We start from the raw sequence: 25,161 nt of genomic DNA on the forward strand, positions 1-25,161 counted from the left end.
CCCCTTTCGGCTTCGATGAACTGAAGCAACTCACTGCCGAAACCTACATAACTCATTGAATCTCAAGGAGTTTTCCGTTTCGACTGCGCCGGAAGTGGGGCGAATTATAGACATCTGAAATCTGCCGTCAACCGTTAATTTCGCTTTTCTTGCAAAACCTGCTTTTTAGCCAGCAAACGCGGGATCCGACGCGTCACCGGCGGAATACGCAGTAGCAGGAGCACCGCACCTATAAAGGCATAGATCGCCCACTCCTCAAGATCAGCGCGCACGATCCACAACATGTGCAGCAAACCCAGGCCCAGAATCACGTAGACCAGACGATGCAGTTTCTTCCAGCGCACACCTAAACGACGCTGACTGTAGCGATTGGAAGTCACCGCCAACGCCAACAATCCGAGAAAGCCCAACGCCCCTACTATTATGTAAGGTCGCTTGCGCAACTCGACCGTCAGCTGCGACCAATCGAAACCCAGAATGAACGCCATATAGCTACACAGATGCAAAACCACATAGGCGAAACACCAGAGCCCCAACTGCCGGCGAACCGCAATCCACCCTGCCCAGCCGGTCAGTTTCTGCATCGGCGTCATGCTCAGGGTGATCAATAACAAGACCAATGTTCCCAGCCCCAGCCGATCAACCAGCACTTTGCCGGGATCCGGCCCAAGCAAATCCTCAAGCGCCTGATACAACCACAGCATCGGCCAGACCGCTGCCGCAATGAAAACGCCTATACGCCAGTACGGGAATCGCATCAGTAGTTCTTCCGCAGATCGAGCCCTGCATATAAAGAAGCGACTTCATCCGCATAGCCGTTGAACATTTGCGTATCACGAACATTCGGCTTGAACAGACTGTTCGGCAGGCGACGCTCCCGTGCTTGCGTCCATCGTGGGTGATCAACCGTAGGATTCACGTTCGCATAAAACCCGTATTCATCTGCCGCAATGCTCTGCCAGGTCGTCTTCGGCTGCTCGCTGACCAGACTGATGCGCACGATGGATTTGACGCTCTTGAAGCCATACTTCCACGGCACCACCAGACGCAGCGGCGCGCCATTCTGATTCGGCAATTCACGGCCATACATGCCTACCGCCAGAATCGCCAAGGGATTCATCGCCTCATCCAGCCGCAAGCCTTCTACATAAGGCCAATCGATCAAGGCAAAACCGGAGCGCTGGCCGGGCATGCTCTTGGGATCCTGCAAGGTTTCAAAGCGAATGTATTTGGCTTTGGACGTTGGCTCGACCTGCTTGAGCAGCGCCGAGATCGGAAAGCCAATCCACGGAATGACCATCGACCACGCCTCGACGCAGCGCAAACGATAGATACGCTCTTCCAACTGATAAGGCTTCATGAAGTCTTCCAGCGCATAGCGCCCTGGCTTACCCACCTCCCCGTCGATCACTACGCTCCATGGTTCGGTTTTCAGCGAGCCGGCATTAGCTGCCGGATCACCCTTGTCGGTACCGAATTCATAAAAGTTGTTGTAGTGAGTTGCATCTTTATAAGGCGTGATCGCCTCATCCTTGACGTTGACCGCTCCCCATTTAGTAGAAGGCAGCTTCTCGATAAACCATGCAGGTGCCTTGCCCGGCTCGACATCGGCATACCGCGCCGCATCGTCAGCATTGGCCCAGCGCGGCAGGCTACTGACGGCGATACCGGCAGCAGTGGCCCCCAGCAATTGGCGGCGAGAAAGATAGATGGATTCAGGTGTGACATCCGACTCGTGGCAGTCGGACGCTTTGGGGACTTTGATCAACATGGCAACTCCGCAGCTTTGGAGGACAGATGCACCCATAGACTGCGGAGTATGCGGGAAATTACATCACTCGGCTTTTTTGTGCCGACGAAGATGCAACAGGTACTGAACCGGGCCGGACGCCGCGTAAGCAAGGAACACCAGCAACAGAATGCGCGGTGGATCGCTGAATACCACGGCAAACACCAGCACCACAGCAAGGATAGCCACGAACGGTACGCGCCCTTTCAGATCCAGCTCTTTAAAGCTGTTGTACTTGATGTTGCTGACCATCAGCATGCCGGCGGCCGCCACCATCAACGCAACCAGGAACGACATCTTCGAACCCTGAATGCCGTAATCGCTGAACGCCCAGACAATCCCCGCCACCACACCAGCAGCCGCCGGACTGGCCAGACCGATGAAATAGCGCTTGTCCGCCGTACCGACCTGAGTATTGAAGCGCGCCAAACGCAACGCCGCGCCTGCTACATAGATAAAGGCGACCATCCAGCCGACCTTGCCCATATCGCCCAACGCCCAACCGAATGCCAGCAACGCCGGTGCAACACCGAACGCGACCATGTCCGACAGCGAGTCGTACTCGGCGCCGAAGGCACTTTGTGTATTGGTCATGCGCGCGACACGACCGTCGAGGCCGTCGAGCACCATGGCAACGAATATCGCGATCGCAGCGAAAGCAAAATACTTGCTCGCGTTGGCGGAATCACCGGCACTCAAGGCCGCCTGGGCGCTCATCGAGTTGATGATGGAGTAAAACCCTGCGAACAGGTTCGCAGTGGTGAACAGATTCGGCAGCAGATAGATACCACGATGCCGGACTTTACGACCTTCTGCGTCGTGCCCTTCCTCGATGTGTTCATCGATAGGCAGCAGGCTTTCGGCGTCAGAAGCCTTGTTCGGCTCTTCGGGACGTTCGCTCATGGACATTACCTTGCAACGGTTTGGAGAAAATTCGACAGGTGCTTGAGGACGACAGTTCGGCCACAAACGCTGCAGCTTTATACCAGAACCACCGGCTCAAACGAAAAAACGCGGCCGAGGCCGCGTTTTTTCATACAAGGGACGACGACTTAGTTTTTGGCTTTGTCGACGATCTTGTTGGCACCGATCCACGGCATCATGGAGCGCAGTTGCTCGCCGATGACTTCGATGCCGTGAGCGGCGTTGTTACGACGCTTGGCGGTCATCGAAGGGTAGCCGGTTGCGCCTTCGCTGATGAACATTTTGGCGTATTCGCCGTCCTGAATACGTTTCAGGGCGTTGCGCATGGCCTGACGGGACTCGGCGTTGATCACTTCCGGGCCAGTCACGTACTCGCCGTACTCGGCGTTGTTGGAGATCGAGTAGTTCATGTTGGCGATACCGCCTTCGTACATGAGGTCAACGATCAGCTTCAGTTCGTGCAGGCACTCGAAGTAGGCCATTTCCGGCGCGTAGCCAGCTTCAACCAGAGTTTCGAAACCGGCTTTGACCAGCTCAACGGTACCGCCGCACAGAACGGCTTGTTCGCCGAACAGGTCGGTTTCGGTCTCGTCCTTGAAGGTGGTTTCGATGATGCCGGTACGACCGCCACCAACGCCAGCGGCGTAGGACAGCGCAACGTTTTTGGCGTTGCCCGAGGCGTCCTGGTAGATCGCGATCAGGTCAGGGATACCGCCGCCCTTGACGAACTCGGAACGTACGGTGTGACCCGGAGCTTTCGGCGCGATCATGATCACGTCGAGGTCGGCACGCGGTACAACCTGGTTGTAGTGGATCGCGAAGCCGTGGGAGAAGGCCAGGGTGGCGCCTTTCTTGATGTTCGGCTCGATTTCGTTCTTGTACAGGGAAGACTGGAACTCGTCCGGGGTCAGAATCATGACCAGGTCGGCAGCAGCAACAGCGGAAGCAACGTCGGTCACTTTCAGGCCGTGAGCTTCTGCTTTGGCAACGGTGGCCGAACCTTTACGCAGACCAACGGTAACGTCGACACCGGAGTCTTTCAGGTTGCACGCTTGGGCGTGGCCCTGGGAACCGTAACCGATGATGGCAACTTTCTTGCCCTGGATGATCGACAGGTCGCAGTCTTTATCGTAGAAAACTTTCATGAATTTCCCCTATATATCCAGGCCGTTCAGGCCATTCGCTAATTTGGTTTAGATGCTGAGTACTTTGTCGCCGCGGGCAATGCCGGTCACGCCGCTACGGACGGTTTCCAGAATCGATGCGGTGCCGATGGACTGAATGAAGCTGTCGAGCTTGTCGCTGGTACCGGTCAATTGAACGGTATACACGCTGGCGCTGACGTCGACGATCTGTCCACGGTAAATATCGGTGGTGCGTTTGATCTCGGCGCGTTGGGCGCCAGTGGCCTTGACCTTGACCAGCATCAGCTCGCGCTCGATGTGAGCGCTTTCCGACAGGTCCACCAGCTTGACCACTTCGATCAGCTTGTTCAGGTTTTTGGTGATCTGCTCGATGACTTCATCGTGGCCAACGGTGGTCAGCGTCAGACGCGACAGGGTCGGGTCTTCGGTCGGAGCCACGGTCAGGCTTTCGATGTTGTAGTTGCGCTGCGAGAACAGGCCGACTACGCGAGACAGAGCGCCGGGTTCGTTTTCCAGAAGCAAGGAAATAATGTGCCGCATGATTAAGTACGCTCCGTCTTGCTCAGCCACATATCGCGCATCGAGCCGTCTTTGATCTGCATCGGATAGACGTGCTCGCTGGTGTCGACCGAAACGTCGATGATCACCAGGCGATCCTTCATGGCGAACGCTTCTGCCATCTTCGACTTCAAATCTTTCGATTCGGTGATGCGTACGCCGACGTGGCCGTAGGCTTCAGCCAGCTTGACGAAGTCAGGCAGCGATTCCATGTAGGAATGCGAGTGACGGCTGCCGTAGCTCATGTCCTGCCACTGACGCACCATCCCCAGAACACCGTTGTTGAGGATGACGATTTTCACTGGCAAGCCATATTGCAGGCAGGTCGACAGTTCCTGGATGTTCATCTGGATACTGCCTTCGCCGGTGACGCAGGCAACATCGTCATCCGGGAAGCTCAACTTGATGCCCATGGCCGCCGGGAAACCGAAGCCCATGGTGCCCAGACCACCGGAGTTGATCCAGCGGTTCGGCTTGTTGAACGTGTAGTACTGCGCAGCGAACATCTGGTGCTGGCCCACGTCGGAAGTGATGAAGGCATCGCCCTTGGTCACTTCGCAGAGGGTTTCGATCACGGTCTGTGGCTTGATCTTGCTGCCGTCGCCCTTCTCGTAAGGGAACAGGCCGCGATCACCGCGCCATTCATCAACCTGCTTCCACCAGCTGGCAACGGACTCCTTGTTCGGGGTCTCGCCGATTTCCTTGAGGATCGCAACCATTTCGGTCAGGACGCTCTCCACCGGGCCAACGATTGGCACGTCGGCCTTGATGGTCTTGGAAATCGAAGCCGGGTCGATATCGATGTGGATGATCTTGGCGTTCGGGCAGAACTTCGCCGCGCCGTTGATCACGCGATCGTCGAAACGTGCGCCGACCGCGAGGATCACGTCAGCATGGTGCATCGCCAGGTTGGCGGTGTAGCTGCCGTGCATGCCGAGCATGCCGATGAACTGACGATCAGTACCCGGGAAACCACCCAGGCCCATCAACGTGTTGGTCACGGGCAGGTTGAGCATTTTCGCCAGTTCGGTCAGCGGTGCAGAACCGTTGCCGAGGATCACGCCGCCACCCGAATAGAGCACTGGGCGCTTGGCCGCCAGGAGCATTTCTGCCGCCTTGCGGATTTGCCCGGAGTGACCGCGAACGGCCGGGCTGTAGGAACGCAGCTTGGCTTTTTTCGGGAAGATGTATTCGAACTTCTCGGCCGGGTTGGTCATGTCTTTCGGTATATCGACCACGACCGGGCCCGGACGACCGGATTGCGCCAGGTAGAAGGCCTTCTTCATGACTTCCGGGATTTCCGAAGCGTGCTTGATCATGAAGCTGTGCTTCACGATCGGCCGGGAGATACCGATCATGTCGGTTTCCTGGAACGCGTCGGTGCCGACCATGGTGCTTGGCACCTGACCGGAAATGATCACCATTGGAATCGAGTCCATATAGGCGGTCGCGATCCCGGTAATGGCGTTTGTGGCGCCAGGACCGGAAGTCACCAATACCACGCCGGCTTTACCGGTGGCACGGGCATAACCGTCAGCCATATGGGTTGCCGCTTGTTCGTGACGAACCAGGATGTGAGTCACTTCCGGTTCTTTGAACAGGGCATCGTAAACATGCAGGAGAGCACCACCCGGGTACCCGTAGATATATTTGACGCCTTCGTCACGCAAAAAGCGGACGAGCATCTCACCGCCAGATAAAAGCTCCACGTTGTTCACCTCTAAAACGCCAGAATACCGTCCACAAAAAAGGGGCGGGTCTTAATAGGTTTACTTCTCGGCAGAGCATGAGCGACGGTGGTCGCCGACTACGTCAGCACTGACTGAGCAAGTATTGGGATCGTCCCAAGTGTTGCGGGCCTTTCCCACCCAGCGCGAGGTAACGCGTTGCGGGTGTAACAGGTCGGCGCGGATGTGCGCCTCATGATCTACCGAGTGGGTCTGCTTCTGGCAGTCCCTCTACAGCGGACTTTGGATTCTTCTGTTTCGCCCTCTCCAAGTCAAGCCGTCTATGTGGTTAATTGTGGGTAAACACATGAGAACGCAAGAAAAAACCTGAAAACCGCTACTCTGTTAGTGTCAATTGCGCACTTTTACCAAGGATTCAGCATGCGAACGCTCCTCCTCACTCTGCTGATCGGCATCAGCCCATGGGGCATGGCCGCTCAAATCTACAAATGGGTCGACGCTCAAGGCGTCACGCATTTCGATGCGCAGCCGCCAGCGGGCCAGCCGTCGACGACCTTGCAGACGCCCTCGTCGCCCCCGCCCAAGCCCGGGGCAATGCCGGGCAGCGGTGTACTCGGTGACCAGAAGGCTATCGACGACAAGGTGAAGAAACAGGTGGCTGACCAGCAGGCGCAGCTCAAGCAGTTTTGCGAGCAGGCACGGACGAACCTTGCGCAATTGCAGAACAATCCGCGCCTGAGGGAGGAGGTGGAGGGGCAGATGCGCCGGCTGGATGATGCACAGCGTCAGGAACGCATCGTCGAGGCACAGAAACAAATCGCGCGGAATTGTGAATAGACACCTGTAGGAGCTGCCGCAGGCTGCGATCTCTTGATTTTGCTTTCAAAAACAAGATCAAAAGATTGCAGCCTTCGGCAGCTCCTACCTATCCGGTGTCAGTCTGGGTTAGCGCGAGGCAGTGATCAGCAGGTCAAACTCTTTGAGCAGCACCTGCAACTGACGATCCTTGCCACCCAGGTTGCGCTGGGCGAAGACCATTTCGGCCATTTCCTGAATCCCCGAAGCATTCGGCAACGGCAAATCCTGTTCAAGGATCATCTTCATGCGTGGCAGGAAGATCCATTGCAGCCACTGCTCGAAGTCCAGTGTATCGACCGAAAACGGCTCGACACTGCTCAGCGCTTCGGCCGACGGAGAAACCTCATCCCACCAGCCTTGTGTGCGCAGCTCACGCTCGATCAGCAACAGCTGATCAGCGATTTTCGGGAAACGAGCATCCATCACAGCGAAACCTTGGCCTTCTGACGGGCCTGAGCGGCGCCGGCGGAATCGCCTTGTTTCTCACGGGACTGAGCAATGATTTCCCATAGGCTGGCCTGCAAGTCCGGACGACCGTTGGCCATGGTCAACGCACGACGGGCGAACTGCTCTGCTTGCGGCGCGTCACCTTGGGCCATGCGCACCTGCGCCAGACGATAAAGCACTTGCGGCTCACGCGGCGCCACACGCTGAGCACGCTCCAGGCTGGACGACGCGCCATTGAGGTCGCCACCGGCCTGTTGTTGTTGAGCTGTCGTCAGCAAGGCAAGCACCGGACCGTCCAGTTGCTCATCTGCCGACAAGCCACCGCCGCTGCTGGCCGAAGGAATCCCGCTGGGCGTCGACGGCATGCTGTAGCTGCCGGAATTGATCGGCGCGGACTCGGCCGGCGAAGGATTGTACGGCCCCGCCGTGATACCGCCGGATGCCGGGCCTGGCACGATTGGCGAAGCGCTGATCGGTGTCGACACGGCAGCGCCGCCGCCCGGCACCATCACCACCACACCAGTATCACCTTGCGGAATGGCCTGAGTCTGGCCCTGCGCAGGACGCTTCACCGTCGTTTGACGGAAACCGCCATTGGCCGAAATACGCTCGCTGTTGGACACCGCAGTACCGGAATCAACCACCGGAATCGAACCACGCTGTACGGTAGAGCAGCCGCTGAGCAAAGCCACGGCGGTCACCGCTGGAATCAACCACTTGTTCACTTGAAACCCTCTTCGCTTAATTCATCCAGCCCTTGACCCAATCCATCACCGACTCGCCGGAAGCAGGCGTTTCGCCCGCACAGGCGGCGCCGGGTGGCGGTTCGCTGCCGCGAATATACGGCATCTGCACCGCCCCCGGGCAGTTGGCATCGGAGCCCTGCCCGGTACGCGAATCGACCCACGCCTGCACGACGTTGTCCGGTTGCGGCATGTCCAGCGGCAGCGGATCGGCCTTGCGCATGAAACTGGTCCAGACCTGCAGCGCACCAGTCGCCCCGGTGAACGGTGTCTTGCCGTTGTCATCACGACCCAACCAGACCACCGCCAGCAGATCCTGACTGAAACCGGCGAACCAGCTGTCACGGGAATCGTTACTGGTACCGGTCTTGCCCGCCAGCGTCAGAGTCTTGGGCAGCACGTTATAAACCGAGCTGCCGGTACCTTCACGCATCACGCGCTGCATGGCGTTCTGGATCAGATAAATGGACGCCGGATCGAAGCGCTGCTCAATCTGAAACGGATAACGCTTGAGCGGCTCGCCCTCGGCGGTCAGCACGCTGCGAATCCCGCGCATCGGCGTATTGAAACCACCGTTGGCCAGCGTCTGGTACATGGTCGCGACTTCGATCGGGGTCATGCCGCCAGCGCCGAGAAGCATCGACGGGAATGCCGGGAACTCACGCGTCACGCCCAGTCGACCCAGGGTTTTCAATACATTCGGCACGCCGACTTCCAGGCCCAGACGCGAAGTCGACAGGTTGTAGGAATGCGCCAAGCCCTGATAAAGGAACACGGTACCGTGAGAGCGACGGTCATAGTTCTGTGGTTTCCACACCTGACCGTTCGCGCCTTTGACCGACAACGGATCGTCGGACAGCCAACTGGTCAGGGTGTACTGGCTCGGTTTTTCCAGCGCAGTCAGATAAACCGCAGGCTTGATCAACGAGCCAATCGGCCGCACGGCATCCAGTGCGCGGTTGAAACCGGCATAACTGGCCTGACGGCTGCCGATCATGGCCTGGACTTCGCCGGTTTCCGGATTGGTCACGACCATCGCCGCTTCCACGTCATCAGAACCCTTGCGCCCGGCCAGACGTTTGAAGGTGTCGTTGACCGACGCTTCGGCCTTCATCTGCAGGATCGGATCGAAACTGGTGAAGATGCGCAGGCCTTCTTCGGTCAAGTCTTCGTCGCGGTAGTCTTCACGCAACTGGCGTTTGACCAGATCGATAAAGCCCGGGAACGAGCTGTCGGCGAGCTTGCCGCGCGTGGTCACGCCCAGTGGCATTTTCTTCGCCGCTTCGACCTGTTCGGCAGTCGCCACGCCTTGCTGCTCAAGCACGTCGAGCACCAGGTTACGCCGTTCCAGCGCGCGCTCAGGATTACGACGCGGGTTGTAGTAGGACGGGCCTTTGACCATGCCGACCAGCAACGCCACCTGATGCAGTTTCAGCTCGGACAATGGCTGGCCGAAGAAGAACTGGCTGGCCAGACCAAAACCGTGCACCGCACGCTGACCGTCCTGTCCGACGAAGACTTCGTTGAGGTAAGCCTCAAGAATTTCCTTCTTGTCGTAATGCAACTCCAGCAGCATCGCCATCATTGCTTCGGTGAGCTTGCGAGTCAGGCTGCGTTCGCTGGTCAGGTAGAAGTTTTTCACCAACTGCTGGGTCAGCGTACTGCCGCCCTGGGTCATCTTGCCGCCAGAGGTGTTGACCCAGACAGCGCGGGCAATCGACTTCGGCGACACGCCCCAGTGGCTATAAAAGTCGCGGTCTTCTACAGCGACCAGGGTTTCGAGCAGATACGGCGGCACCTGATCGAGTTTGATCAGAATGCGGTCTTCGAGATTCTTTGGATAAATGCCGCCGATCATCAACGGCTCAAGGCGCACTACGGATAACTTTGAACCGTTGGTCGCCGACAGTTCTGCGACGTAATCGCCGGAGAAACGCACGCGTACCGGCTGCGGTTTTTCCAGGCCTTCATAGAACTGGAAGCCACGGGTATTCAGATCGACCGTATTGCCACTGACGGCTGCGGCGCCGGGGCCATTGCTGACCGCCTCACGGCGATAGCCGAGGGCATCGAGTTCGGTAAGGAAATCGTCCTTGCTGAGCTTTTGTCCGACGAACAGCTCGAGCGGCCGCGCGTAGACCTTGGCCGGGATGGTCCAGCGTTTGCCGGAGAACTTCTCCTGCACCACGGCATCGAGGTAAACGGCGAAGCCGGCCAGCACGACAAGGCCGACCAGACTGAGTTTAATGGCCCAGCTCAACCACGGGCTAAGGCCCTTGGAGGGTGGCTTTTTCTTGGTACGAGGGGATCGAGTTCGAGTCATGGCGGCGGATTATACGCACTTTATTCATCCTCAACAGGAGCGCTCCGAGGTTTGCGTCGGGCTGGCGAGCGGCCATAATGGCCACCTCGAATTTCCCCCAGTCTCTGAAGGATCGCCCGTGAGCCAGTCACTGATCGCTGCCCTGCAAAACCCGGCCCTCTACCCGCACCCTGTCGAAGGGTTTCAGGTCATCGAAACCCATATCTCGTGGGTGATCCTCACCGGTCCCTTCGCTTATAAAGTGAAGAAACCGGTAAATTTCGGCTTCCTCGACTTCACCGGTCTCGAGTCGCGTGCACATTTCTGCGCAGAAGAGCTGCGTTTGAACCAGCGTTTGACTGATGATTTGTATCTGGAAGTGTTGCCGGTGACTGGCAGCGTTGAAGCACCGCAACTGGGCGGCGACGGCGCAGCGATCGAATACGTGCTGAAAATGCGCCAGTTCCCGCAGAGCGGTTTGCTCAGCACCCTGCAAGCCAATGGCGAGCTGACCACCCAGCACATCGACGAGATGGCCGAGCAGATTGCGCGCTTCCACCTCACCGCGCCAAAAGTCCCGGCCGAACACGATGCCGGCACCCCGGACAGCGTAATGGCGCCGGTCGCGCAAAACTTCGAGCAGATCCTGCCGTTCCTCAGCGACAAAAACGATCTGCTGCAACTCGACGCACTGAAAGCCTGGGCCGAAAGCAGTTTCGAACGTCTCAAGCCACTGTTCGCTCAGCGCAAAACCGAAGGTTTTACCCGTGAATGCCACGGCGATATTCACCTGGGCAACGCCACGGTCATTGACGGCAAAGTGGTGATCTTCGACTGCATCGAGTTCAACGAACCGTTCCGTTTCACGGACGTCTGGGCCGACACCGGTTTCCTCGCGATGGACCTGGAAGACCGTGGCCTGAAATCCCTGGCGCGCCGCTTCATCAGCCAGTACCTCGAGTTGACCGGCGACTATCAAGGCCTGGAAGTGCTGAACTTCTACAAAGCCTACCGCGCACTGGTTCGCGCCAAGGTTGCGCTGTTCAGCATGCCGGCAGACGCAACACCAGTGCAGCGCGCCACCACCCTGCGCCAGTACCGCAACTACGCCAACCTGGCGGAGAGCTACAGCACCATTCCCTCGCGTTTCATGGCGATCACCCACGGTGTTTCCGCGGTTGGCAAAAGCCACGTGGCCATGCGTCTGGTCGAAGCGCTGGGTGCCATCCGCCTGCGCTCCGATGTCGAGCGCAAGCGCTTGTTCGGCGAGCAAACCGTTACCAACGACGTGCAAGCCGGTATCTATAGTGCTGACGCCAGCACCGCGACCTACGCGCGCCTGCACGAAATTGCGGAAGTGATCCTGCACGCTGGTTTCCCGGTGGTCATCGACGCGACTTACCTCAAACGCGAACAACGCGACAACGCGGCAAAAATTGCCGAAGCCACCGGCACACCATTCCTGATCCTCGACTGCAACGCACCGCAAGCGGTGATCGAGAGCTGGCTGGCGATTCGTCAGGCCGACAAACAGGATCCGTCTGACGCCACCCTGGACGTAATCGAAGCGCAGCAGGCCAATCGTGAAGCGCTGACGCCGGAAGAAATCCTGCGCAGCAAACGCGTGCAGACCAACGAATCCGGCACGCTGGACACCGTGGTCGCGCAGATCCGTCAGCGCCTGCCAGGCCTGTAAGAAACTATTTCGGCCGTGAAGCCCTCGCTCGCTTCACGGCCGTCAAATAGTGGCACTATACTGGCGTCATAAAACCAACGGTGATATGACATGAGCCAGCCGAAACTTCTCGACACCCCGCTGTATGCCTTGCTGCACAAAGATGACATCACAGGTTTCAACAAAGAGCGCCCACAGGATGGCCCGATCGACATGGTCGGCGGCGATTTCCGTGGTCTCGATTTACGTGAACTGAACGCCGATGGCGTGGATTTCCGGGACGCGTACTTCCGTTCCGCCGATCTGCGTGGCATCGATTTCCGCAATGCGTCGCTGGAAGGTGCAAGCCTGGCTCACGCACAGATTTCCGGGGCGTATTTCCCGCCGGAGCTGAGCGCTGACGAGATTCTGATGTCGATGAATTTCGGCACGCGTTTGCGTTATCGCACCCGCTGATCGCCTCATTGTTCCCTGACACAACGCCGTCCCTGCAGGAGTGAGCCTGCTCGCGATAGCGGTTTAGAATTCAACACATGTGTGCCTGCAAGTCCGCTATCGCGAGCAGGCTCACTCCTACATTGATTTGTGTTCCCCCCTCCTCATCTGCGCTCGCAGCCCTTAAAAGCGCCCTTTCTTAGAAGCGTTTGCGTTGAATCCGACCAAACAACCACGCTTTTCCTACTGATGGCTACACTCCTGAGAAGCTCGCCCACGCACCATTCGGCCGTCGCAAGGAGGCTTGATGAATGATGAACTGCAACACCTGAAGAATCTTGGCAAGACGTCGGCGCAATGGCTGCATGCCGTGGGCATCCACAGCGCCTCGGACTTGCGTCGCCTGGGCGCAGTGGATGCCTACCGGGCCGTGCGTACCCGCGGGTTTCGCGCATCGAAGGTGTTGTTGTATGCGATTGAAGGCGCGCTGATGGATGTGCACTGGAACGACATCCCCGCCGAACGCAAGGACGCCTTGAACAAGCAGCTTGAAGCCATTTCCTCGCGCCACAAGAACTGAACGGGCATAGACCGTTATGTATTTACTGGGGGAACAATCGGCCTGGGCCGATGCCTTGATCAACCGTTTGCAGAGCTTGCCTGCACTGTGGCTGCGCGATTTGGCGCCTTGCGGGCCGACTGTGGAGTTGGAAGCGTCGGATGATTTGCTCGCGCAATTGCCCGCCGATCAGCTATTCCTGCTCAATGAAGGTGGGATCAGCGGCTGTATCGCCGCCCGCCCGCTGTTTTATTGGCAGGAGGGTGATTTGATCGGCCTCCAGCAAGGTGAGAACTGGGCTGATTGCCGTTTATGCAATGAAGGGGCATTGCGCTTGACGCCCTATCGGCGTGGTGAGTTTTTCCAGCATTTGCATGCCGACACTCATCGGGCAGAGCAGTTTCTGGAGTATCTGCTCGGGCAAATGGCAATCCTTGCCCATGCCGTCGCGGAGCTGAAGCCACGCGAGTTTCGCAGCACCAACGGTTTCAAACGGGTCGAAGCCGGTGAAACCCTGATCAGCCAGGGTGACGCAGCTGACCACGTGTTCGTAATCATCGACGGGCATGCCGAAGCGTTTGTAGACGGGCAGAAAGTTGGCGACGTGCCCAAGGACGAAATTTTTGGTGCTATGGCCGTGTTCACCGGCGAGCCACGCAGTGCCACGGTCATCGCCCGAGAACCGAGCACAATAATGCTGATTCCCGGTGAACAATTCTTGAGCATGACTCGCACCAATCCGAAGATCGCCCACAGCCTGATCGAGAGCATGGCGCGGCGGATCGGCCAGCTGAATCGGCAGATCACACGAATACCCCCACCGGAAAGCCTGCGCTGAACCCTTTGTTTACGGGGTGTTCCGGCCATTTACCAGACGAATTCAAAGAAACGGAAAAACAGTTGTTGACTCGGTAATGAGAATCGCTATGATTATCACAACTGGTCGCGAGATCAGTCGATATTCTGAAAAGCCCTTGGTTCGGACTCTCAGATTATCTCCTCATCAGGCTAATCACGGTTATTTGACCCGGTTTTTACCGGGTCTTTTTTTGCCTGTGGAAAAGTCATTTGCCGAACTGTTTGCGCATCTGCTCGCAGTAATCCTGCTTGGGCGTGGCGGGCGTGTACCAAACGTAATCGGCCATCGCTGCCGTTATCTCGGTGCCCTGCTCTGCCAGCATCAACACCGTCGGGGACTCCGTGGCGCCCAAATCCACAACATGCAACGGCACGCCAACATCCTTGCGCGCATGCCACGCACCGGCCAGCAAGACTGAAGGTGTCGGGGCCGCCAATAGCCCTTCGGCCATACGCCGATCACGTTGTTGCTGAACAGCGAGCATTGCCGGCATCTGTGATTCGGGCAGCAGGCCACAGTGGGAATCGCTGATCTGCTCCAACAATACGGTTTTCACCGACTCAGCATTGCTGCGCTCTCCCTTCAACACGGACGGATTGCGATAGAAGGTTCGAATCTCGTCGCTATCCAGATTTGCCGCCAGTAGCGGATAAGGTTGAGTGAGCGCGAAGCGGACAATCGGCCCATAGAGATTCCAGTCCCAACCGTCCTGCCAGGCCAATGCACCGGGCAGATCAGCGGACGGCGTTTTCGTCTGGCGTGCCTGGTCAACACGAGGCTGCTGGTCCGGCGTGAACATTTCCATTAGAAGACTGCCCTGCGGCCGCTGCTCGCCGAGCGAGCGCAACAGCCACAACTGCGCGGCATGATGATCGGCATTGTCATGCTGCTCACCGATGATCAACCGCTCAGGCTCAGCCAAGCGCTTCACCAGCTGCTGCGCCGTCAGCACTTCGCCGTTGCGTAGATCGCGAATCTCGCCACTGACCGGCGGTGGCACCACAGCATGCTGACACCCCGCAAGCAACACCACCGCCAACAGCCACATCCCACGCATGCAATCACCTCGATGATCCAGTCAGCGGGCGATAATCAGCGGATGCCCACGCTCCGGGTGCGGCTGCACCAACACTTCGAGACCGAATACGGCCTGGAGCGTGTCCGGTCGCAAAACCTGCTGCGGTGTATCCAGCGCCACCGGATGCCCGCCTTCCAGCAGCAGAATGCGATCACAATAACGCGCCGCCAGATTCAGATCATGCAGGATCACCAATACCGCGGCGCCACGATCAGCAAACTCGCGCACGGCCTGCAGCGTTGTGTGTTGATGCAGCGGATCGAGCATCGACGTCGGCTCATCCAACAGCAGCGTCTGCCCGGCCTGCCCCGGCCAAAGCTGCGCCAGCACCCGCGCCAGATGCACACGCTGACGCTCGCCACCGGACAGCGCCAGATAACTGCGACCGCTCAAGTGCCCGGCATCCGCCGCCGTCAACGCCGCCGCAATGATTTCGTCATCCCGCACCCGACCACTCTGCCAAGGCAAGCGGCCCATGCCGACCACCTCTTCGACGCGGAAAGCAAAATCCAGGGTCGACACTTGAGGCAATACCGCCAATCGCTGCGCACGTTGCGGGCCAGTCCAGTGACTCAACGCCTGCCCGTCGAGGGAAACCCCGCCGTTGCTCGCCGCCAACTCGCCGCACAAGGCGCCCAGCAAGGTACTTTTGCCAGCACCGTTCGGCCCCAGCACACCGAGTACTTCACCCGGTTCAAGCTGCAGCGTGACATCGCTGAGCACTGTCTTGCGACCACGCTGAATGTGCAGATCCTGTGCACGTAACATCAGGCGCGCCCTCGTAACAGCAGATAGAGGAAGAACGGCGCACCGATAAACGCGGTGACAATACCGATCGGCAATTCTGCCGGCGCCAGCGCCAATCGCGCGACCAGGTCAGCCAACAGCAACAGGCTCGCCCCCGCCAACACCGATGCCGGCAGCAAGACTTTGTGATCCGGCCCCGCCAGCAAGCGCACCAGATGCGGCACCACCAACCCGACAAAACCGATCATCCCGGCTGCCGCCACTGCGGCGCCAACCCCCAGCGCCGTACAAAACACTAATTCACGCTTGAGCCGCTCGACATCGATGCCTAAATGCCCGGCCTCGGATTCTCCGAGCAGCAAGGCATTCAGCGCTTTCGCCCGACGCGGCAACCACAATGCGACACCGGCGCTGATGATCAGCAAAGGCCACAGCCGCGCGTAACTGGCGCCATTGAGGCTGCCAAGGTTCCAGAAGGTCAGCGTGCGCAGCGTCGCGTCATCCGCCAGATAAGTGAACAAGCCGACGGCCGAACTGGCCAGCGCCGTCAGGGCAATCCCCGCGAGCAACATGGTTGCAACATTGGTCTGGCCGTTGCGGCGACCGAGTCGATAAACCAGCGCCGTCACTCCAAGCCCGCCGAGAAACGCACAGACCGACAACAGATACGGTCCAAACCATTCCGGCAGACCGCCGAAAAACGAGCCACCAACAATCGCGATCGCCGCGCCCAATGCCGCGCCGCTGGAAACGCCGACCAGCCCCGGATCCGCTAACGGGTTACGAAACAAGCCCTGCATTGCCACACCGGACAACGCCAACACACCGCCGACCGCCAGCCCGAGCAAAGTACGCGGCAAACGAATCTGCCCCAGGATCAGCTCCGCCTGCTCCAGACCGTCCGGTGCCAGCGGCAGGCCGAGCATGCGTAACGCCGCGCGTAATGTATCGAACAGCGGCAGGCTGACCGGCCCCAACGCCAGCGACAGCCAGATCGCCAGCAAACACAGCAGTGTCAGGCCAATGAACAAGGCACGGGGTTTTACCAGTGTGGTCATTGGCCGCTCTTGGCCGGGTAGAAGCCGTCAGTCAGGCTTTTCAGCGCCGCCGGCAAACGTGGCCCGAGGCCGCCGACCAGCAAAGTCGGGTCAAGCTCCAGCACGCGCCCGGCCTTGGCCGCGCGGCTTGAATCGAGAATCGGGTTTTCCTTGAACAGCGCTGCTTTCGCCGCCTCACCGGTCAACGCACGGTCGGCGAACACCAGCACCTCAGGATCAAGGCTGGCGAGGGATTCCACGGAGAACGGTTTGTAACCGGTGTGCGTCGCCAGATTACGCCCCCCGGCCTGCTGCAACAGCCAGTCGGCGGCAGTGTCCTTGCCGGCGATCAACGGTTTGCCGCCCGCATGCCCGAGCAACAGCAACACGCCCGGCGCCTTTTGTTTGCTCTGCACTTGAACAACACGCGCCTTCTGCGCATCGAGCTGCTGTTGATAAGTTTGCAGCAACTGCGCAGCCTTCGGCTCGGCGCCGAGCAATTGGCCCAAATGAGTAACGTTTTTCTCCAGCGTCGGCAGATCCGGTTGAGCCGAGAACAACACCACCTGAACCTTGGCCGCTTTGACTTGCGACAGAACCGGCGGCGGGCCCATTTCTTCAGTGCCAATCAAGATATCCGGACGCAGACTGAGAATGCCCTCAGCCGAAAGGCTGCGCTGATAACCAATGCTCGGCAGCGCCTTCAACGACTCCGGGTGCTGGCTGGTGGTATCGACGCCGACCAGTTTCGATTCGCCGCCCAACGCACTGACCCACTCCGACAGCGCACCGCCGGCACTGACCCAACGTTGCGGCAAATCAGCCGCTGCAGCCTGGTGGCTGACCAAAAGTCCGACACACAGCGTGGCAACGCGGGTACTCAGGCGCATACACAGCTTCCTTGAATAAGGTTTTTCCCGGGCATCAGGATGGCAGGCCAAGTATCCTCGACATCTGCCAGACGCCTGCGGGTGAAGGCCGCCATTTGATAATTGTTTGCATTTAAACGTCAAGCTCGGACATATCCAGACACGAGCGGACACTAGAGGATAGTCATGAAGTTTCTCTGCACGGGCGCCGATCTGGCTGAAGCGAAAAGCCGTGGTTTTGAGATCGACGGCAACAAACTGTTCGCCGTGCGCCGCAGCGGCCAGGCTTATGTCTACCTCAATCGCTGCCCGCATCGCGGCGTCGAACTGGAATGGCAGCCCGACCAGTTTCTCGACCCGAGCAACAGCCTGATCCAGTGCGCCACCCACGGCGCACTGTTTCTGATCGAGGACGGCGAATGCGTCGCTGGCCCCTGCGCCGGGCAATCACTCACCGCCATTCCCTGCCGCGAAGACGCCCAAGGCCTGTGGATCGATGTTTAACCGTTGAGTAACACGTCGAGACGCCGGTCGATGACCATCTCTTCATGGTCCAGCCGCACGCCATACGCCAGCACCTCAACGCCGCAGGCCACTGCTTCGAGAAGTGCATCGGCGTACGCCGAATCGATTTCCTTCGCCGGCCGCACCGCGTCAATCCCGCTCAGATTGACGCAGTACAACTGCACCGCGCGAATCCCGTCTCGTGCCAGATGCGCCAACTCCCGCAGATGCTTGGCGCCACGCTGGGTCACGGCATCGGGAAATGCCGCCACCGCAGTACCGTCGAAGCCCAGGGTGACGCTTTTCACCTCTACATAGGCCGGGCCACTCGGGTATTCGAGACGGAAATCGATACGGCTCTTTTCCTGCCCGTAAGCGACTTCACGTTTCAACGCGGTAAAGCCGTTCAGCTCGCTGATGACACCCGCCTGCAACGCCTCTTCGACCAGACCATTGGCCCGCGCTGTATTCACGCAAAACAACCGGCCTTGCGGGGTTTCACCGATTTCCCATGTACCGGGCAACTTACGTTTCGGATCGTTGGAGCGACTGAACCAGACCTGCCCACCCTCGACCTGACAATTGAGCATCGAACCGGTGTTCGGGCAGTGAATGGTCAGCAACTCGCCGCCAACGGTTTCGATATCGGCGAGAAAACGCTTGTAACGCCGGATCAGTCGCGCCTCTTCCAGAGCAGGATAAAAACGCATCAGCCTTGCCAGCTCTTCAAGCCACGGGCGATTCGCTCCACCGCTTCCTGTAAGCGCGGGAGGTTTTGCGTGTAGGCAAAACGCACATGATGACTGGCCTGATAGCGACCGAAATCCAGACCCGGGGTGAACGCTACATGCTCGGTTTCGAGGAAATGTCGGCAGAACGCGAAGGCATCGCCGCCGAACTGGCTGATATCAGCGTAGAGATAGAAAGCGCCTTCCGGCTCCACGGCGATGTTGAAACCCAACTCGCGCAACGCTGGCAGGAGGAAATCGCGGCGCCGGCCGAATTCGGCGCGGCGCTCTTCAAGAATCGCAATAGTATCCGGCTCGAAACAGGCCAACGCCGCATATTGCGCCATGCTCGGTGCACTGATGTAGAGGTTCTGCGCGAGTTTTTCCAGCTCGCTGACCGCCGCGTCCGGCGCCACCAGCCAGCCGAGACGCCAGCCGGTCATGCCGAAATACTTGGAGAAACTGTTCAACACAAAAGCGCTGTCATCGACTTCCAGCACGCTGGCGGCATCGGTGCCGTAGGTCAGACCGTGATAGATCTCGTCCACCACCAGATGCCCGTGTTTCGCCTTGATGGCTGTGGATAACCCGGCCAGCTCATCGCGTGTCAGGATCGTCCCGGTCGGGTTGGCCGGCGAAGCCACCAGTGCGCCGACGCTGTCGTGATCCCAATGCCGCTCGACCAGATCAGGAGTCAGTTGATAACGCACGTCCGGACCCACCGGCACTAGCTGCGCCGCACCTTCGACCAAACGCAGGAAGTGCCGGTTGCACGGGTAACCCGGATCCGCCAGCAGCCAGTGTTTACCGGGATCGACCAGCAACGCGCTGGCCAGCAACAGCGCACCGGAACCGCCCGGTGTAATCAGAATCCGCCGTGGGTCGATATTCAAGCCATAACGCGATTGATAAAACCCGGCGATTGCCTCGCGCAGTTCCGGAATGCCGCGCGCAGCGGTGTAACGGGTCTTGCCCGCCGTCAGCGCCGCTTGCCCGGCACGAATGATCGGTTCAGCGGTAGTGAAGTCTGGCTCACCGATCTCCAGATGGATGACATCATGACCTTCAGCCTGTAACTCATTGGCCCGCGCCAGCAGCGCCATCACATGGAACGGTTCGATCGCACGACTGCGCGCACTGTAAGGCTGAGCCATTGGTTTTCCTTCGGCAGGGAAAAAGAGACGATTCTACCCATCTGCCGGAACGAGCGAGAACCCGCAGCGGTCACAGCCTCAAGAACGCTGGACTGTAACGATACGCACGTACGCTCCAGGATTGACTAAAATCAGTGATTGAACAGGTCTTCAACACCACCAGACACGGCTTGCCAAACATTTGCAAGCGCCACCCGCCGGGGCCTCGACATCCGGGAGTAGCGCAGGCCGATTTGATCTGGTAAGTTCGCCCGCTTGCAGCCGCAGGGCCGGCAGGTGTCGGTGATGGAGCAATCCTGCGCAATGGATTACAAGAGTAGAGGCGGTCCATTTCATGCCCACCCAAGCAAAGCAACAGCAGCAAACGGCGATCAGCGGCTTCGAACCTTATGTTCAGGCCAAAGACGAAGAGTACATGGGCAAACCCATGCGCGCGCACTTCACCAAGATCCTGACCAAGTGGAAACTGGACTTGATGCAGGAAGTCGACCGAACTGTTGATCACATGAAGGACGAAGCGGCCAACTTTCCCGACCCGGCCGACCGTGCCAGTCAGGAAGAAGAGTTCGCCCTTGAACTGCGTGCCCGTGATCGCGAGCGCAAGCTGATCAAGAAGATCGACAAGACACTGCAACTGATCGAAGACGGCGAATACGGCTGGTGCGATTCGTGCGGCATCGAGATCGGCGTCAAGCGCCTTGAAGCCCGTCCTACTGCCGACATGTGCGTCGACTGCAAGAACCTGGCTGAGATCAAGGAAAAGCAGGTCGGCAAGTAATCTCGACCTGAACGAAAAACGGAGCGTGCGAACGCTCCGTTTTTGTTTCTGCCTTTTGCCTTTTGTAGGAGTGAGCCTGCTCGCGAAATCGGTGTGTCATTCAGCATTTAATCGTCTGAAATTACGCTATCGCGAGCAGGCTCGCTCCCACAGGTTGACCTGCGTATAGCCTGAAAAGTAGCTTCGTCTCCATGACTGCCAAAACATCCCCCGCCTACATCGGCCGCTTCGCCCCAACCCCGAGTGGCCACCTGCACTTCGGTTCGCTGGTTGCCGCCCTCGCCTCCTACCTCGACGCCCGTTCGGTCGGTGGTCGCTGGCTGGTGCGCATGGAAGATCTCGATCCGCCCCGTGAAGAACCCGGTGCGCAGGTGGCGATCCTCAAGGCGCTGGAGAGTTACGGCTTTGAATGGGACGGCGACATGGTGCGCCAGAGCGATCGCCACGATGCTTACGCCGAAGTGCTCAACAGCCTGTTCAATCATGGCCTGGCCTACGCTTGCACCTGCTCGCGCAAACAGCTCGAAGCGTACAACGGCATCTATCCGGGCCTGTGCCGCAATGCCGGTCACGATCAGCAAGACGCGGCGATCCGCCTGCGCGTGCCGGAACTGGAATACCACTTCATCGATCGTGTTCAGGGCGAATACCGCCAGCATCTGGGCCGCGACGTCGGCGATTTCGTGATCCGGCGCCGCGACGGCCTCTACGCCTATCAACTGGCCGTGGTCCTCGATGATGCCTGGCAAGGCATCACCGACATCGTGCGCGGTGCCGACCTGCTCGACTCGACCCCACGCCAACTCTATCTGCAAGAATTGCTCGGCTTGCGCCAACCGCGTTACCTGCACTTGCCGCTGATTATCCAACCGGACGGCAACAAGCTCGGCAAGTCCTACCGCTCGCCGCCGCTACAAGCCGATCAAGCCACGCCATTGTTGCTGCGAGCCCTGCGCGCACTGGGGCAAAACCCAGGCGCCGAACTGGCCCACGCCTCGCCGCAAGAGTTGCTGGCGTGGGGCAGCGCACACTGGGATGCCACACAGATCCCGCGCACACTGACGCTGCCCGAAGCGCAACTGCTATGACGACACTTGCAGTCGTGCGCCCATCCGTTACCATCGCCGCACGTTTTCGGGCACGCGCATAAAAAAGAGAGGCCGGGATGTACATCTATCGCTTGGTCCTGCTTTTAGTCGTGGGGATCTACCTGTTTTCCCCCGCCATCATGGATTGGTGGATCGACGCTACGGGCGCCTGGTATCGCCCGTATCTGCTCTGGCTGATCCTCATAGTCGTGACCTTCATCCTGCAGAGCCAAAAAGATGCCGATGAGCTTTAGCCTGACCCAGATGATCCTGGTCAGCGCCGCGTACCTGGCGGTGCTGTTCGGCGTTGCCTGGATCAGCGAACGGGGCATGATCCCGCGCGCGATCATTCGCCACCCGTTGACCTACACCCTGTCACTGGGTGTTTACGCCAGTGCCTGGGCGTTTTACGGCACGGTCGGCCTCGCCTATCAGTACGGCTACGGCTTTCTCTCCAGTTACCTCGGCGTGTCCGGCGCGTTTCTGCTGGCGCCGGTGTTGCTTTATCCGATCCTGAAGATCACCCGCACCTATCAACTGTCGTCGCTGGCGGATCTGTTCGCGTTCCGCTTTCGCAGCACCTGGGCCGGCGCGCTGACCACGATTTTCATGCTGATCGGCGTACTGCCGCTGTTGGCGTTGCAGATTCAGGCGGTGGCCGACTCCATCGGCATTCTGACCGGCGAGCCGATCCAGAGCCGCGTGGCATTGGCGTTCTGTGCGCTGATCATTCTGTTCACGATTTTTTTTGGTTCCCGGCATATCGCCACCCGTGAGAAGCACGAAGGACTGGTATTTGCGATCGCCTTTGAGTCGGTGATCAAACTGATCGCCCTCGGCGGCGTCGGTTTGTATGCGCTGTATGGTGTGTTCGACGGCCCGCAGCAACTTGAGCTGTGGCTGCTGCAGAACCAGACCGCCCTCGCCGCCCTGCACACGCCATTGCAGGAAGGCCCGTGGCGCACGTTGCTGTTGGTGTTCTTCGCCTCGGCGATCGTGATGCCGCACATGTATCACATGACCTTTACCGAAAACCTCAATCCGCGCTCGCTGGTCAGTGCGAGCTGGGGTTTGCCGCTGTTCCTGCTGCTGATGAGTCTGGCGGTACCGCTGATCCTCTGGGCCGGGCTCAAGCTCGGTGCAACGACCAATCCGGAATACTTCACCCTCGGCATCGGCATCGCCGCCAACAGCAAACCGCTGGCCTTGCTGGCTTACGTCGGTGGCTTATCGGCGGCCAGCGGATTGATCATTGTGACCACGCTCGCGCTGTCGGGCATGGCGCTGAACCACTTGGTGCTGCCGCTTTATCAACCGCCGGCCGAAGGCAATATCTACCGCTGGCTGAAGTGGACCCGCCGCGCATTGATCGTCGCGATCATCATGGCTGGTTTCGGTTTCTACCTGATGCTCGGCGCCGAGCAGGATCTGGCCAACCTCGGCATCGTCGCGTTTGTGGCGACCCTGCAATTCCTGCCCGGCGTGTTGTCGGTGCTGTACTGGCCGACCGCCAACCGGCGCGGCTTTATCGCCGGTCTGCTGGCGGGGATTCTGGTCTGGGTAGTGACCATGCTGCTGCCGCTGGTCGGCAATCTGCAGGGTTTCTACATCCCGCTGCTGAACATGATTTACGTACTCGACGACACCAGTTGGCACATGGCGGCCATCGCCTCGCTCGCCGCCAACGTGCTGATGTTCACCCTGATCTCGCTGTTCACCAACGCCAGCCCCGAAGAAGCCAGCGCCGCCGAAGCCTGCGCTGTGGATAACGTCCGTCGCCCGCAACGGCGTGAGCTGCACGCGGCCTCGCCACAGGAATTCGCCACACAACTGGCGAAACCGTTGGGCGCCAAGGCTGCGCAGAAGGAGGTCGAGCAAGCGCTGCGTGACCTCTATCTGCCTTTCGACGAACGCCGCCCGTACGCCTTGCGTCGTTTGCGCGACCGCATCGAAGCCAACCTCTCCGGCCTGATGGGCCCGAGCGTGGCGCAGGACATGGTGGAAACCTTCCTGCCCTACAAGGCCGGCGGCGAAAACTATGTGACCGAAGACATCCACTTCATCGAAAGCCGTCTCGAGGATTACCACTCGCGCCTCACAGGCCTGGCCGCCGAACTCGATGCCCTGCGTCGTTACCACCGCCAGACCCTGCAGGAACTGCCGATGGGCGTCTGCTCGCTGGCCAAGGATCAAGAGATCCTGATGTGGAACAAGGCCATGGAAGAACTCACCGGGATCGCCGCACAACGCGTGGTCGGTTCGCGTCTGAGCACCATTGGCGAGCCGTGGAAAGAGTTGCTGCAAGGCTTCATCAACCTGCCCGACGAGCATTTGCACAAACAACATCTGGCCCTTGACGGTCAGACCCGCTGGCTGAACCTGCACAAAGCCGCCATCGATGAACCGCTCGCACCGGGTAACAGTGGTCTAGTGTTACTGGTTGAGGATTTGACCGAAACCCAGATGCTCGAAGACAAACTGGTGCACTCGGAACGTCTGGCCAGCATCGGTCGCCTCGCGGCGGGTGTGGCCCACGAAATCGGCAACCCGATCACCGGCATCGCCTGTCTGGCGCAGAACCTGCGCGAAGAGCGTGAAGACGACGGCGAACTGACGGAAATCAGCGGGCAGATTCTTGAACAGACCAAACGCGTGTCACGCATCGTCCAGTCACTGATGAGCTTCGCTCACGCCGGCAGCCATCAGCACAGCGATGAACCCGTGTGTCTGGCCGAAGTTGCCCAGGATGCTATTGGCCTGCTAGCGCTGAACCGACGCAATTTCGAAGTGCAGTTCTACAACCTGTGCGACCCCGATCACTGGGTCGAGGGTGACCCGCAGCGGCTCGCCCAGGTACTGATCAATCTGCTCTCCAACGCCCGCGACGCCTCGCCGCCGCACAGTGCGGTGCGGGTCAAGAGCGAAGCCGGCGAACACACGGTCGATCTGATCGTGGAGGACGAAGGCAGCGGAATTCCGAAGAACATCATGGACCGATTGTTCGAACCCTTCTTCACCACCAAGGATCCTGGCGAAGGCACCGGTCTGGGCCTTGCACTGGTCTATTCCATCGTTGAAGAGCATTATGGACAAATCACCATCGACAGCCCGGCTGATGTACAAAGCCAACGCGGCACCCGTATCCGGGTGACCTTACCGCGTCATGTCGAAGCGACGTCCGCTGTGAACTGAGACC

25 protein-coding genes are annotated in these 25,161 nt (G+C 59.1%); 10 read left to right on the plus strand and 15 right to left on the minus strand.

Annotation, left to right across the window (positions count from 1 at the left end; translation table 11 throughout):
• Nucleotides 1-134: 134 nt before the first annotated feature.
• From msrQ to ACM6JQ_RS27930, 6 genes are all read right to left on the minus strand, one after another.
• Nucleotides 135-758 (minus strand): protein-methionine-sulfoxide reductase heme-binding subunit MsrQ, encoded by a 624-nt coding sequence (msrQ, locus tag ACM6JQ_RS27905; protein WP_095114483.1) that lies wholly within the window; start codon nt 756-758, stop codon nt 135-137.
• Entirely contained in the window at nt 758-1,771 is a 1,014-nt protein-coding gene (msrP, locus tag ACM6JQ_RS27910) for a protein-methionine-sulfoxide reductase catalytic subunit MsrP (RefSeq protein ID WP_007909973.1), read from the minus strand. The genes msrQ and msrP overlap by 1 nt, the downstream gene beginning before the upstream one ends.
• A gap of 63 nt (nt 1,772-1,834) precedes the next feature.
• The gene (pssA, locus tag ACM6JQ_RS27915; protein ID WP_016983477.1) at nt 1,835-2,692 is read right to left on the minus strand and encodes a CDP-diacylglycerol--serine O-phosphatidyltransferase; all 858 of its coding nucleotides are present in this window, start codon (nt 2,690-2,692) and stop codon (nt 1,835-1,837) included.
• A 149-nt stretch (nt 2,693-2,841) separates the two neighbouring features.
• Nucleotides 2,842-3,858 (minus strand): ketol-acid reductoisomerase, encoded by a 1,017-nt coding sequence (gene ilvC, locus ACM6JQ_RS27920; protein ID WP_007909969.1) that lies wholly within the window; start codon nt 3,856-3,858, stop codon nt 2,842-2,844.
• A 48-nt stretch (nt 3,859-3,906) separates the two neighbouring features.
• Nucleotides 3,907-4,398: an acetolactate synthase small subunit gene (gene ilvN / locus ACM6JQ_RS27925; RefSeq protein WP_003176102.1), complete on the minus strand. Its 492-nt coding sequence runs from the start codon at nt 4,396-4,398 to the stop codon at nt 3,907-3,909.
• Nucleotides 4,399-4,400: 2 nt separating this feature from the next.
• Nucleotides 4,401-6,125: an acetolactate synthase 3 large subunit gene (locus ACM6JQ_RS27930; protein WP_007949940.1), complete on the minus strand. Its 1,725-nt coding sequence runs from the start codon at nt 6,123-6,125 to the stop codon at nt 4,401-4,403.
• Between the two features lie 399 nt (nt 6,126-6,524).
• Here ACM6JQ_RS27930 and ACM6JQ_RS27935 point away from each other — a divergent pair, with 399 nt between their 5' ends.
• Nucleotides 6,525-6,941 carry a DUF4124 domain-containing protein gene (locus ACM6JQ_RS27935; protein WP_414895043.1) on the plus strand — a complete coding sequence of 139 codons (417 nt, stop codon included), beginning with the start codon at nt 6,525-6,527 and terminating at the stop codon, nt 6,939-6,941.
• A gap of 108 nt (nt 6,942-7,049) precedes the next feature.
• Here the strand turns inward: ACM6JQ_RS27935 and ACM6JQ_RS27940 are convergent, their stop codons facing one another.
• From ACM6JQ_RS27940 to mrcB, 3 genes are read right to left on the minus strand one after another with little or no spacing between them, the layout of a single operon-like run.
• A complete protein-coding gene (locus ACM6JQ_RS27940; protein WP_007909947.1) occupies nt 7,050-7,385 on the minus strand; it encodes a YqcC family protein in 336 nt (111 codons plus the stop codon).
• Nucleotides 7,385-8,134, minus strand: a complete 750-nt coding sequence (locus ACM6JQ_RS27945) for a hypothetical protein (RefSeq protein ID WP_007909946.1) — start codon at nt 8,132-8,134, stop codon at nt 7,385-7,387. The genes ACM6JQ_RS27940 and ACM6JQ_RS27945 overlap by 1 nt, the downstream gene beginning before the upstream one ends.
• A 16-nt stretch (nt 8,135-8,150) precedes the next feature.
• Nucleotides 8,151-10,475 (minus strand): penicillin-binding protein 1B, encoded by a 2,325-nt coding sequence (gene mrcB / locus ACM6JQ_RS27950; RefSeq protein ID WP_007909944.1) that lies wholly within the window; start codon nt 10,473-10,475, stop codon nt 8,151-8,153.
• Nucleotides 10,476-10,593: 118 nt separating this feature from the next.
• Here mrcB and ACM6JQ_RS27955 point away from each other — a divergent pair, with 118 nt between their 5' ends.
• The 4 genes from ACM6JQ_RS27955 (at nt 10,594) to ACM6JQ_RS27970 (ending at nt 13,961) form a co-directional block, all read left to right on the plus strand.
• Nucleotides 10,594-12,150 (plus strand): AAA family ATPase, encoded by a 1,557-nt coding sequence (locus ACM6JQ_RS27955; RefSeq protein WP_414895044.1) that lies wholly within the window; start codon nt 10,594-10,596, stop codon nt 12,148-12,150.
• Between the two features lie 90 nt (nt 12,151-12,240).
• Nucleotides 12,241-12,585 carry a pentapeptide repeat-containing protein gene (locus tag ACM6JQ_RS27960; protein WP_007909940.1) on the plus strand — a complete coding sequence of 115 codons (345 nt, stop codon included), beginning with the start codon at nt 12,241-12,243 and terminating at the stop codon, nt 12,583-12,585.
• Between the two features lie 286 nt (nt 12,586-12,871).
• Nucleotides 12,872-13,144, plus strand: coding sequence for a TfoX/Sxy family protein (locus ACM6JQ_RS27965; RefSeq protein WP_003228231.1), 273 nt, complete (start codon nt 12,872-12,874; stop codon nt 13,142-13,144).
• A 16-nt stretch (nt 13,145-13,160) separates the two neighbouring features.
• Nucleotides 13,161-13,961 carry a Crp/Fnr family transcriptional regulator gene (locus ACM6JQ_RS27970; protein ID WP_123375930.1) on the plus strand — a complete coding sequence of 267 codons (801 nt, stop codon included), beginning with the start codon at nt 13,161-13,163 and terminating at the stop codon, nt 13,959-13,961.
• Nucleotides 13,962-14,187: 226 nt separating this feature from the next.
• Here ACM6JQ_RS27970 and ACM6JQ_RS27975 read toward each other — a convergent pair whose 3' ends face one another.
• Genes ACM6JQ_RS27975 through ACM6JQ_RS27990 form a run of 4 tightly spaced genes read right to left on the minus strand, consistent with a single transcriptional unit; the run spans nt 14,188 to nt 17,734 of the window.
• Nucleotides 14,188-15,039, minus strand: a complete 852-nt coding sequence (locus tag ACM6JQ_RS27975; protein ID WP_123375929.1) for a ChaN family lipoprotein — start codon at nt 15,037-15,039, stop codon at nt 14,188-14,190.
• A gap of 21 nt (nt 15,040-15,060) precedes the next feature.
• Entirely contained in the window at nt 15,061-15,783 is a 723-nt protein-coding gene (locus ACM6JQ_RS27980) for a heme ABC transporter ATP-binding protein (RefSeq protein ID WP_414895106.1), read from the minus strand.
• Between the two features lie 44 nt (nt 15,784-15,827).
• Nucleotides 15,828-16,811, minus strand: a complete 984-nt coding sequence (locus tag ACM6JQ_RS27985) for a FecCD family ABC transporter permease (protein WP_185051973.1) — start codon at nt 16,809-16,811, stop codon at nt 15,828-15,830.
• A gap of 50 nt (nt 16,812-16,861) precedes the next feature.
• The gene (locus ACM6JQ_RS27990; protein WP_414895045.1) at nt 16,862-17,734 is read right to left on the minus strand and encodes a heme/hemin ABC transporter substrate-binding protein; all 873 of its coding nucleotides are present in this window, start codon (nt 17,732-17,734) and stop codon (nt 16,862-16,864) included.
• A gap of 165 nt (nt 17,735-17,899) precedes the next feature.
• On the opposite strand from ACM6JQ_RS27990, the gene ACM6JQ_RS27995 reads away from it, so the two are divergent.
• On the plus strand, nt 17,900-18,217 hold the full coding sequence (locus tag ACM6JQ_RS27995; RefSeq protein ID WP_414895046.1) for a Rieske (2Fe-2S) protein: 318 nt from the start codon (nt 17,900-17,902) through the stop codon (nt 18,215-18,217).
• On the opposite strand, the gene sfsA is transcribed toward ACM6JQ_RS27995, so the two are convergent.
• Nucleotides 18,214-18,927 carry a DNA/RNA nuclease SfsA gene (sfsA, locus tag ACM6JQ_RS28000; protein WP_123375925.1) on the minus strand — a complete coding sequence of 238 codons (714 nt, stop codon included), beginning with the start codon at nt 18,925-18,927 and terminating at the stop codon, nt 18,214-18,216. The genes ACM6JQ_RS27995 and sfsA overlap by 4 nt on opposite strands.
• Nucleotides 18,927-20,099, minus strand: a complete 1,173-nt coding sequence (locus ACM6JQ_RS28005; protein ID WP_007909923.1) for a pyridoxal phosphate-dependent aminotransferase — start codon at nt 20,097-20,099, stop codon at nt 18,927-18,929. Before ACM6JQ_RS28005 ends, sfsA begins: the two co-directional genes overlap by 1 nt.
• 334 nt (nt 20,100-20,433) lie before the next feature.
• Here ACM6JQ_RS28005 and dksA point away from each other — a divergent pair, with 334 nt between their 5' ends.
• From dksA to ACM6JQ_RS28025, 4 genes are all read left to right on the plus strand, one after another.
• The gene (dksA, locus tag ACM6JQ_RS28010) at nt 20,434-20,877 is read left to right on the plus strand and encodes an RNA polymerase-binding protein DksA (protein ID WP_007909922.1); all 444 of its coding nucleotides are present in this window, start codon (nt 20,434-20,436) and stop codon (nt 20,875-20,877) included.
• A 191-nt stretch (nt 20,878-21,068) separates the two neighbouring features.
• A complete protein-coding gene (gluQRS, locus tag ACM6JQ_RS28015; RefSeq protein ID WP_134177341.1) occupies nt 21,069-21,965 on the plus strand; it encodes a tRNA glutamyl-Q(34) synthetase GluQRS in 897 nt (298 codons plus the stop codon).
• A gap of 77 nt (nt 21,966-22,042) precedes the next feature.
• The gene (locus tag ACM6JQ_RS28020; RefSeq protein ID WP_003176118.1) at nt 22,043-22,219 is read left to right on the plus strand and encodes a hypothetical protein; all 177 of its coding nucleotides are present in this window, start codon (nt 22,043-22,045) and stop codon (nt 22,217-22,219) included.
• Nucleotides 22,203-25,157 (plus strand): sensor histidine kinase, encoded by a 2,955-nt coding sequence (locus ACM6JQ_RS28025; RefSeq protein WP_007909920.1) that lies wholly within the window; start codon nt 22,203-22,205, stop codon nt 25,155-25,157. The genes ACM6JQ_RS28020 and ACM6JQ_RS28025 overlap by 17 nt, the downstream gene beginning before the upstream one ends.
• Nucleotides 25,158-25,161 lie beyond the last annotated feature (4 nt).

The organism is Pseudomonas sp. IT-232MI5 (genome assembly GCF_949767845.1).
Taxonomy (GTDB): Bacteria; Pseudomonadota; Gammaproteobacteria; order Pseudomonadales; family Pseudomonadaceae; genus Aquipseudomonas.

What these genes read in the sequence shown, in the direction of transcription:
- msrQ (WP_095114483.1), bottom strand. Translation starts at nt 758, where the DNA reads ATGCGATTCCCGTACTGGCGTATAGGCGTTTTCATTGCGGCAGCGGTC.
- msrP (WP_007909973.1), bottom strand. Translation starts at nt 1,771, where the DNA reads ATGTTGATCAAAGTCCCCAAAGCGTCCGACTGCCACGAGTCGGATGTC.
- pssA (WP_016983477.1), bottom strand. Translation starts at nt 2,692, where the DNA reads ATGAGCGAACGTCCCGAAGAGCCGAACAAGGCTTCTGACGCCGAAAGC.
- ilvC (WP_007909969.1), bottom strand. Translation starts at nt 3,858, where the DNA reads ATGAAAGTTTTCTACGATAAAGACTGCGACCTGTCGATCATCCAGGGC.
- ilvN (WP_003176102.1), bottom strand. Translation starts at nt 4,398, where the DNA reads ATGCGGCACATTATTTCCTTGCTTCTGGAAAACGAACCCGGCGCTCTG.
- ACM6JQ_RS27935 (WP_414895043.1), top strand. Translation starts at nt 6,525, where the DNA reads ATGCGAACGCTCCTCCTCACTCTGCTGATCGGCATCAGCCCATGGGGC.
- ACM6JQ_RS27940 (WP_007909947.1), bottom strand. Translation starts at nt 7,385, where the DNA reads ATGGATGCTCGTTTCCCGAAAATCGCTGATCAGCTGTTGCTGATCGAG.
- mrcB (WP_007909944.1), bottom strand. Translation starts at nt 10,475, where the DNA reads ATGACTCGAACTCGATCCCCTCGTACCAAGAAAAAGCCACCCTCCAAG.
- ACM6JQ_RS27960 (WP_007909940.1), top strand. Translation starts at nt 12,241, where the DNA reads ATGAGCCAGCCGAAACTTCTCGACACCCCGCTGTATGCCTTGCTGCAC.
- ACM6JQ_RS27965 (WP_003228231.1), top strand. Translation starts at nt 12,872, where the DNA reads ATGAATGATGAACTGCAACACCTGAAGAATCTTGGCAAGACGTCGGCG.
- ACM6JQ_RS27970 (WP_123375930.1), top strand. Translation starts at nt 13,161, where the DNA reads ATGTATTTACTGGGGGAACAATCGGCCTGGGCCGATGCCTTGATCAAC.
- ACM6JQ_RS27975 (WP_123375929.1), bottom strand. Translation starts at nt 15,039, where the DNA reads ATGCGTGGGATGTGGCTGTTGGCGGTGGTGTTGCTTGCGGGGTGTCAG.
- ACM6JQ_RS27990 (WP_414895045.1), bottom strand. Translation starts at nt 17,734, where the DNA reads ATGCGCCTGAGTACCCGCGTTGCCACGCTGTGTGTCGGACTTTTGGTC.
- ACM6JQ_RS27995 (WP_414895046.1), top strand. Translation starts at nt 17,900, where the DNA reads ATGAAGTTTCTCTGCACGGGCGCCGATCTGGCTGAAGCGAAAAGCCGT.
- sfsA (WP_123375925.1), bottom strand. Translation starts at nt 18,927, where the DNA reads ATGCGTTTTTATCCTGCTCTGGAAGAGGCGCGACTGATCCGGCGTTAC.
- ACM6JQ_RS28005 (WP_007909923.1), bottom strand. Translation starts at nt 20,099, where the DNA reads ATGGCTCAGCCTTACAGTGCGCGCAGTCGTGCGATCGAACCGTTCCAT.
- dksA (WP_007909922.1), top strand. Translation starts at nt 20,434, where the DNA reads ATGCCCACCCAAGCAAAGCAACAGCAGCAAACGGCGATCAGCGGCTTC.
- gluQRS (WP_134177341.1), top strand. Translation starts at nt 21,069, where the DNA reads ATGACTGCCAAAACATCCCCCGCCTACATCGGCCGCTTCGCCCCAACC.
- ACM6JQ_RS28020 (WP_003176118.1), top strand. Translation starts at nt 22,043, where the DNA reads ATGTACATCTATCGCTTGGTCCTGCTTTTAGTCGTGGGGATCTACCTG.
- ACM6JQ_RS28025 (WP_007909920.1), top strand. Translation starts at nt 22,203, where the DNA reads ATGCCGATGAGCTTTAGCCTGACCCAGATGATCCTGGTCAGCGCCGCG.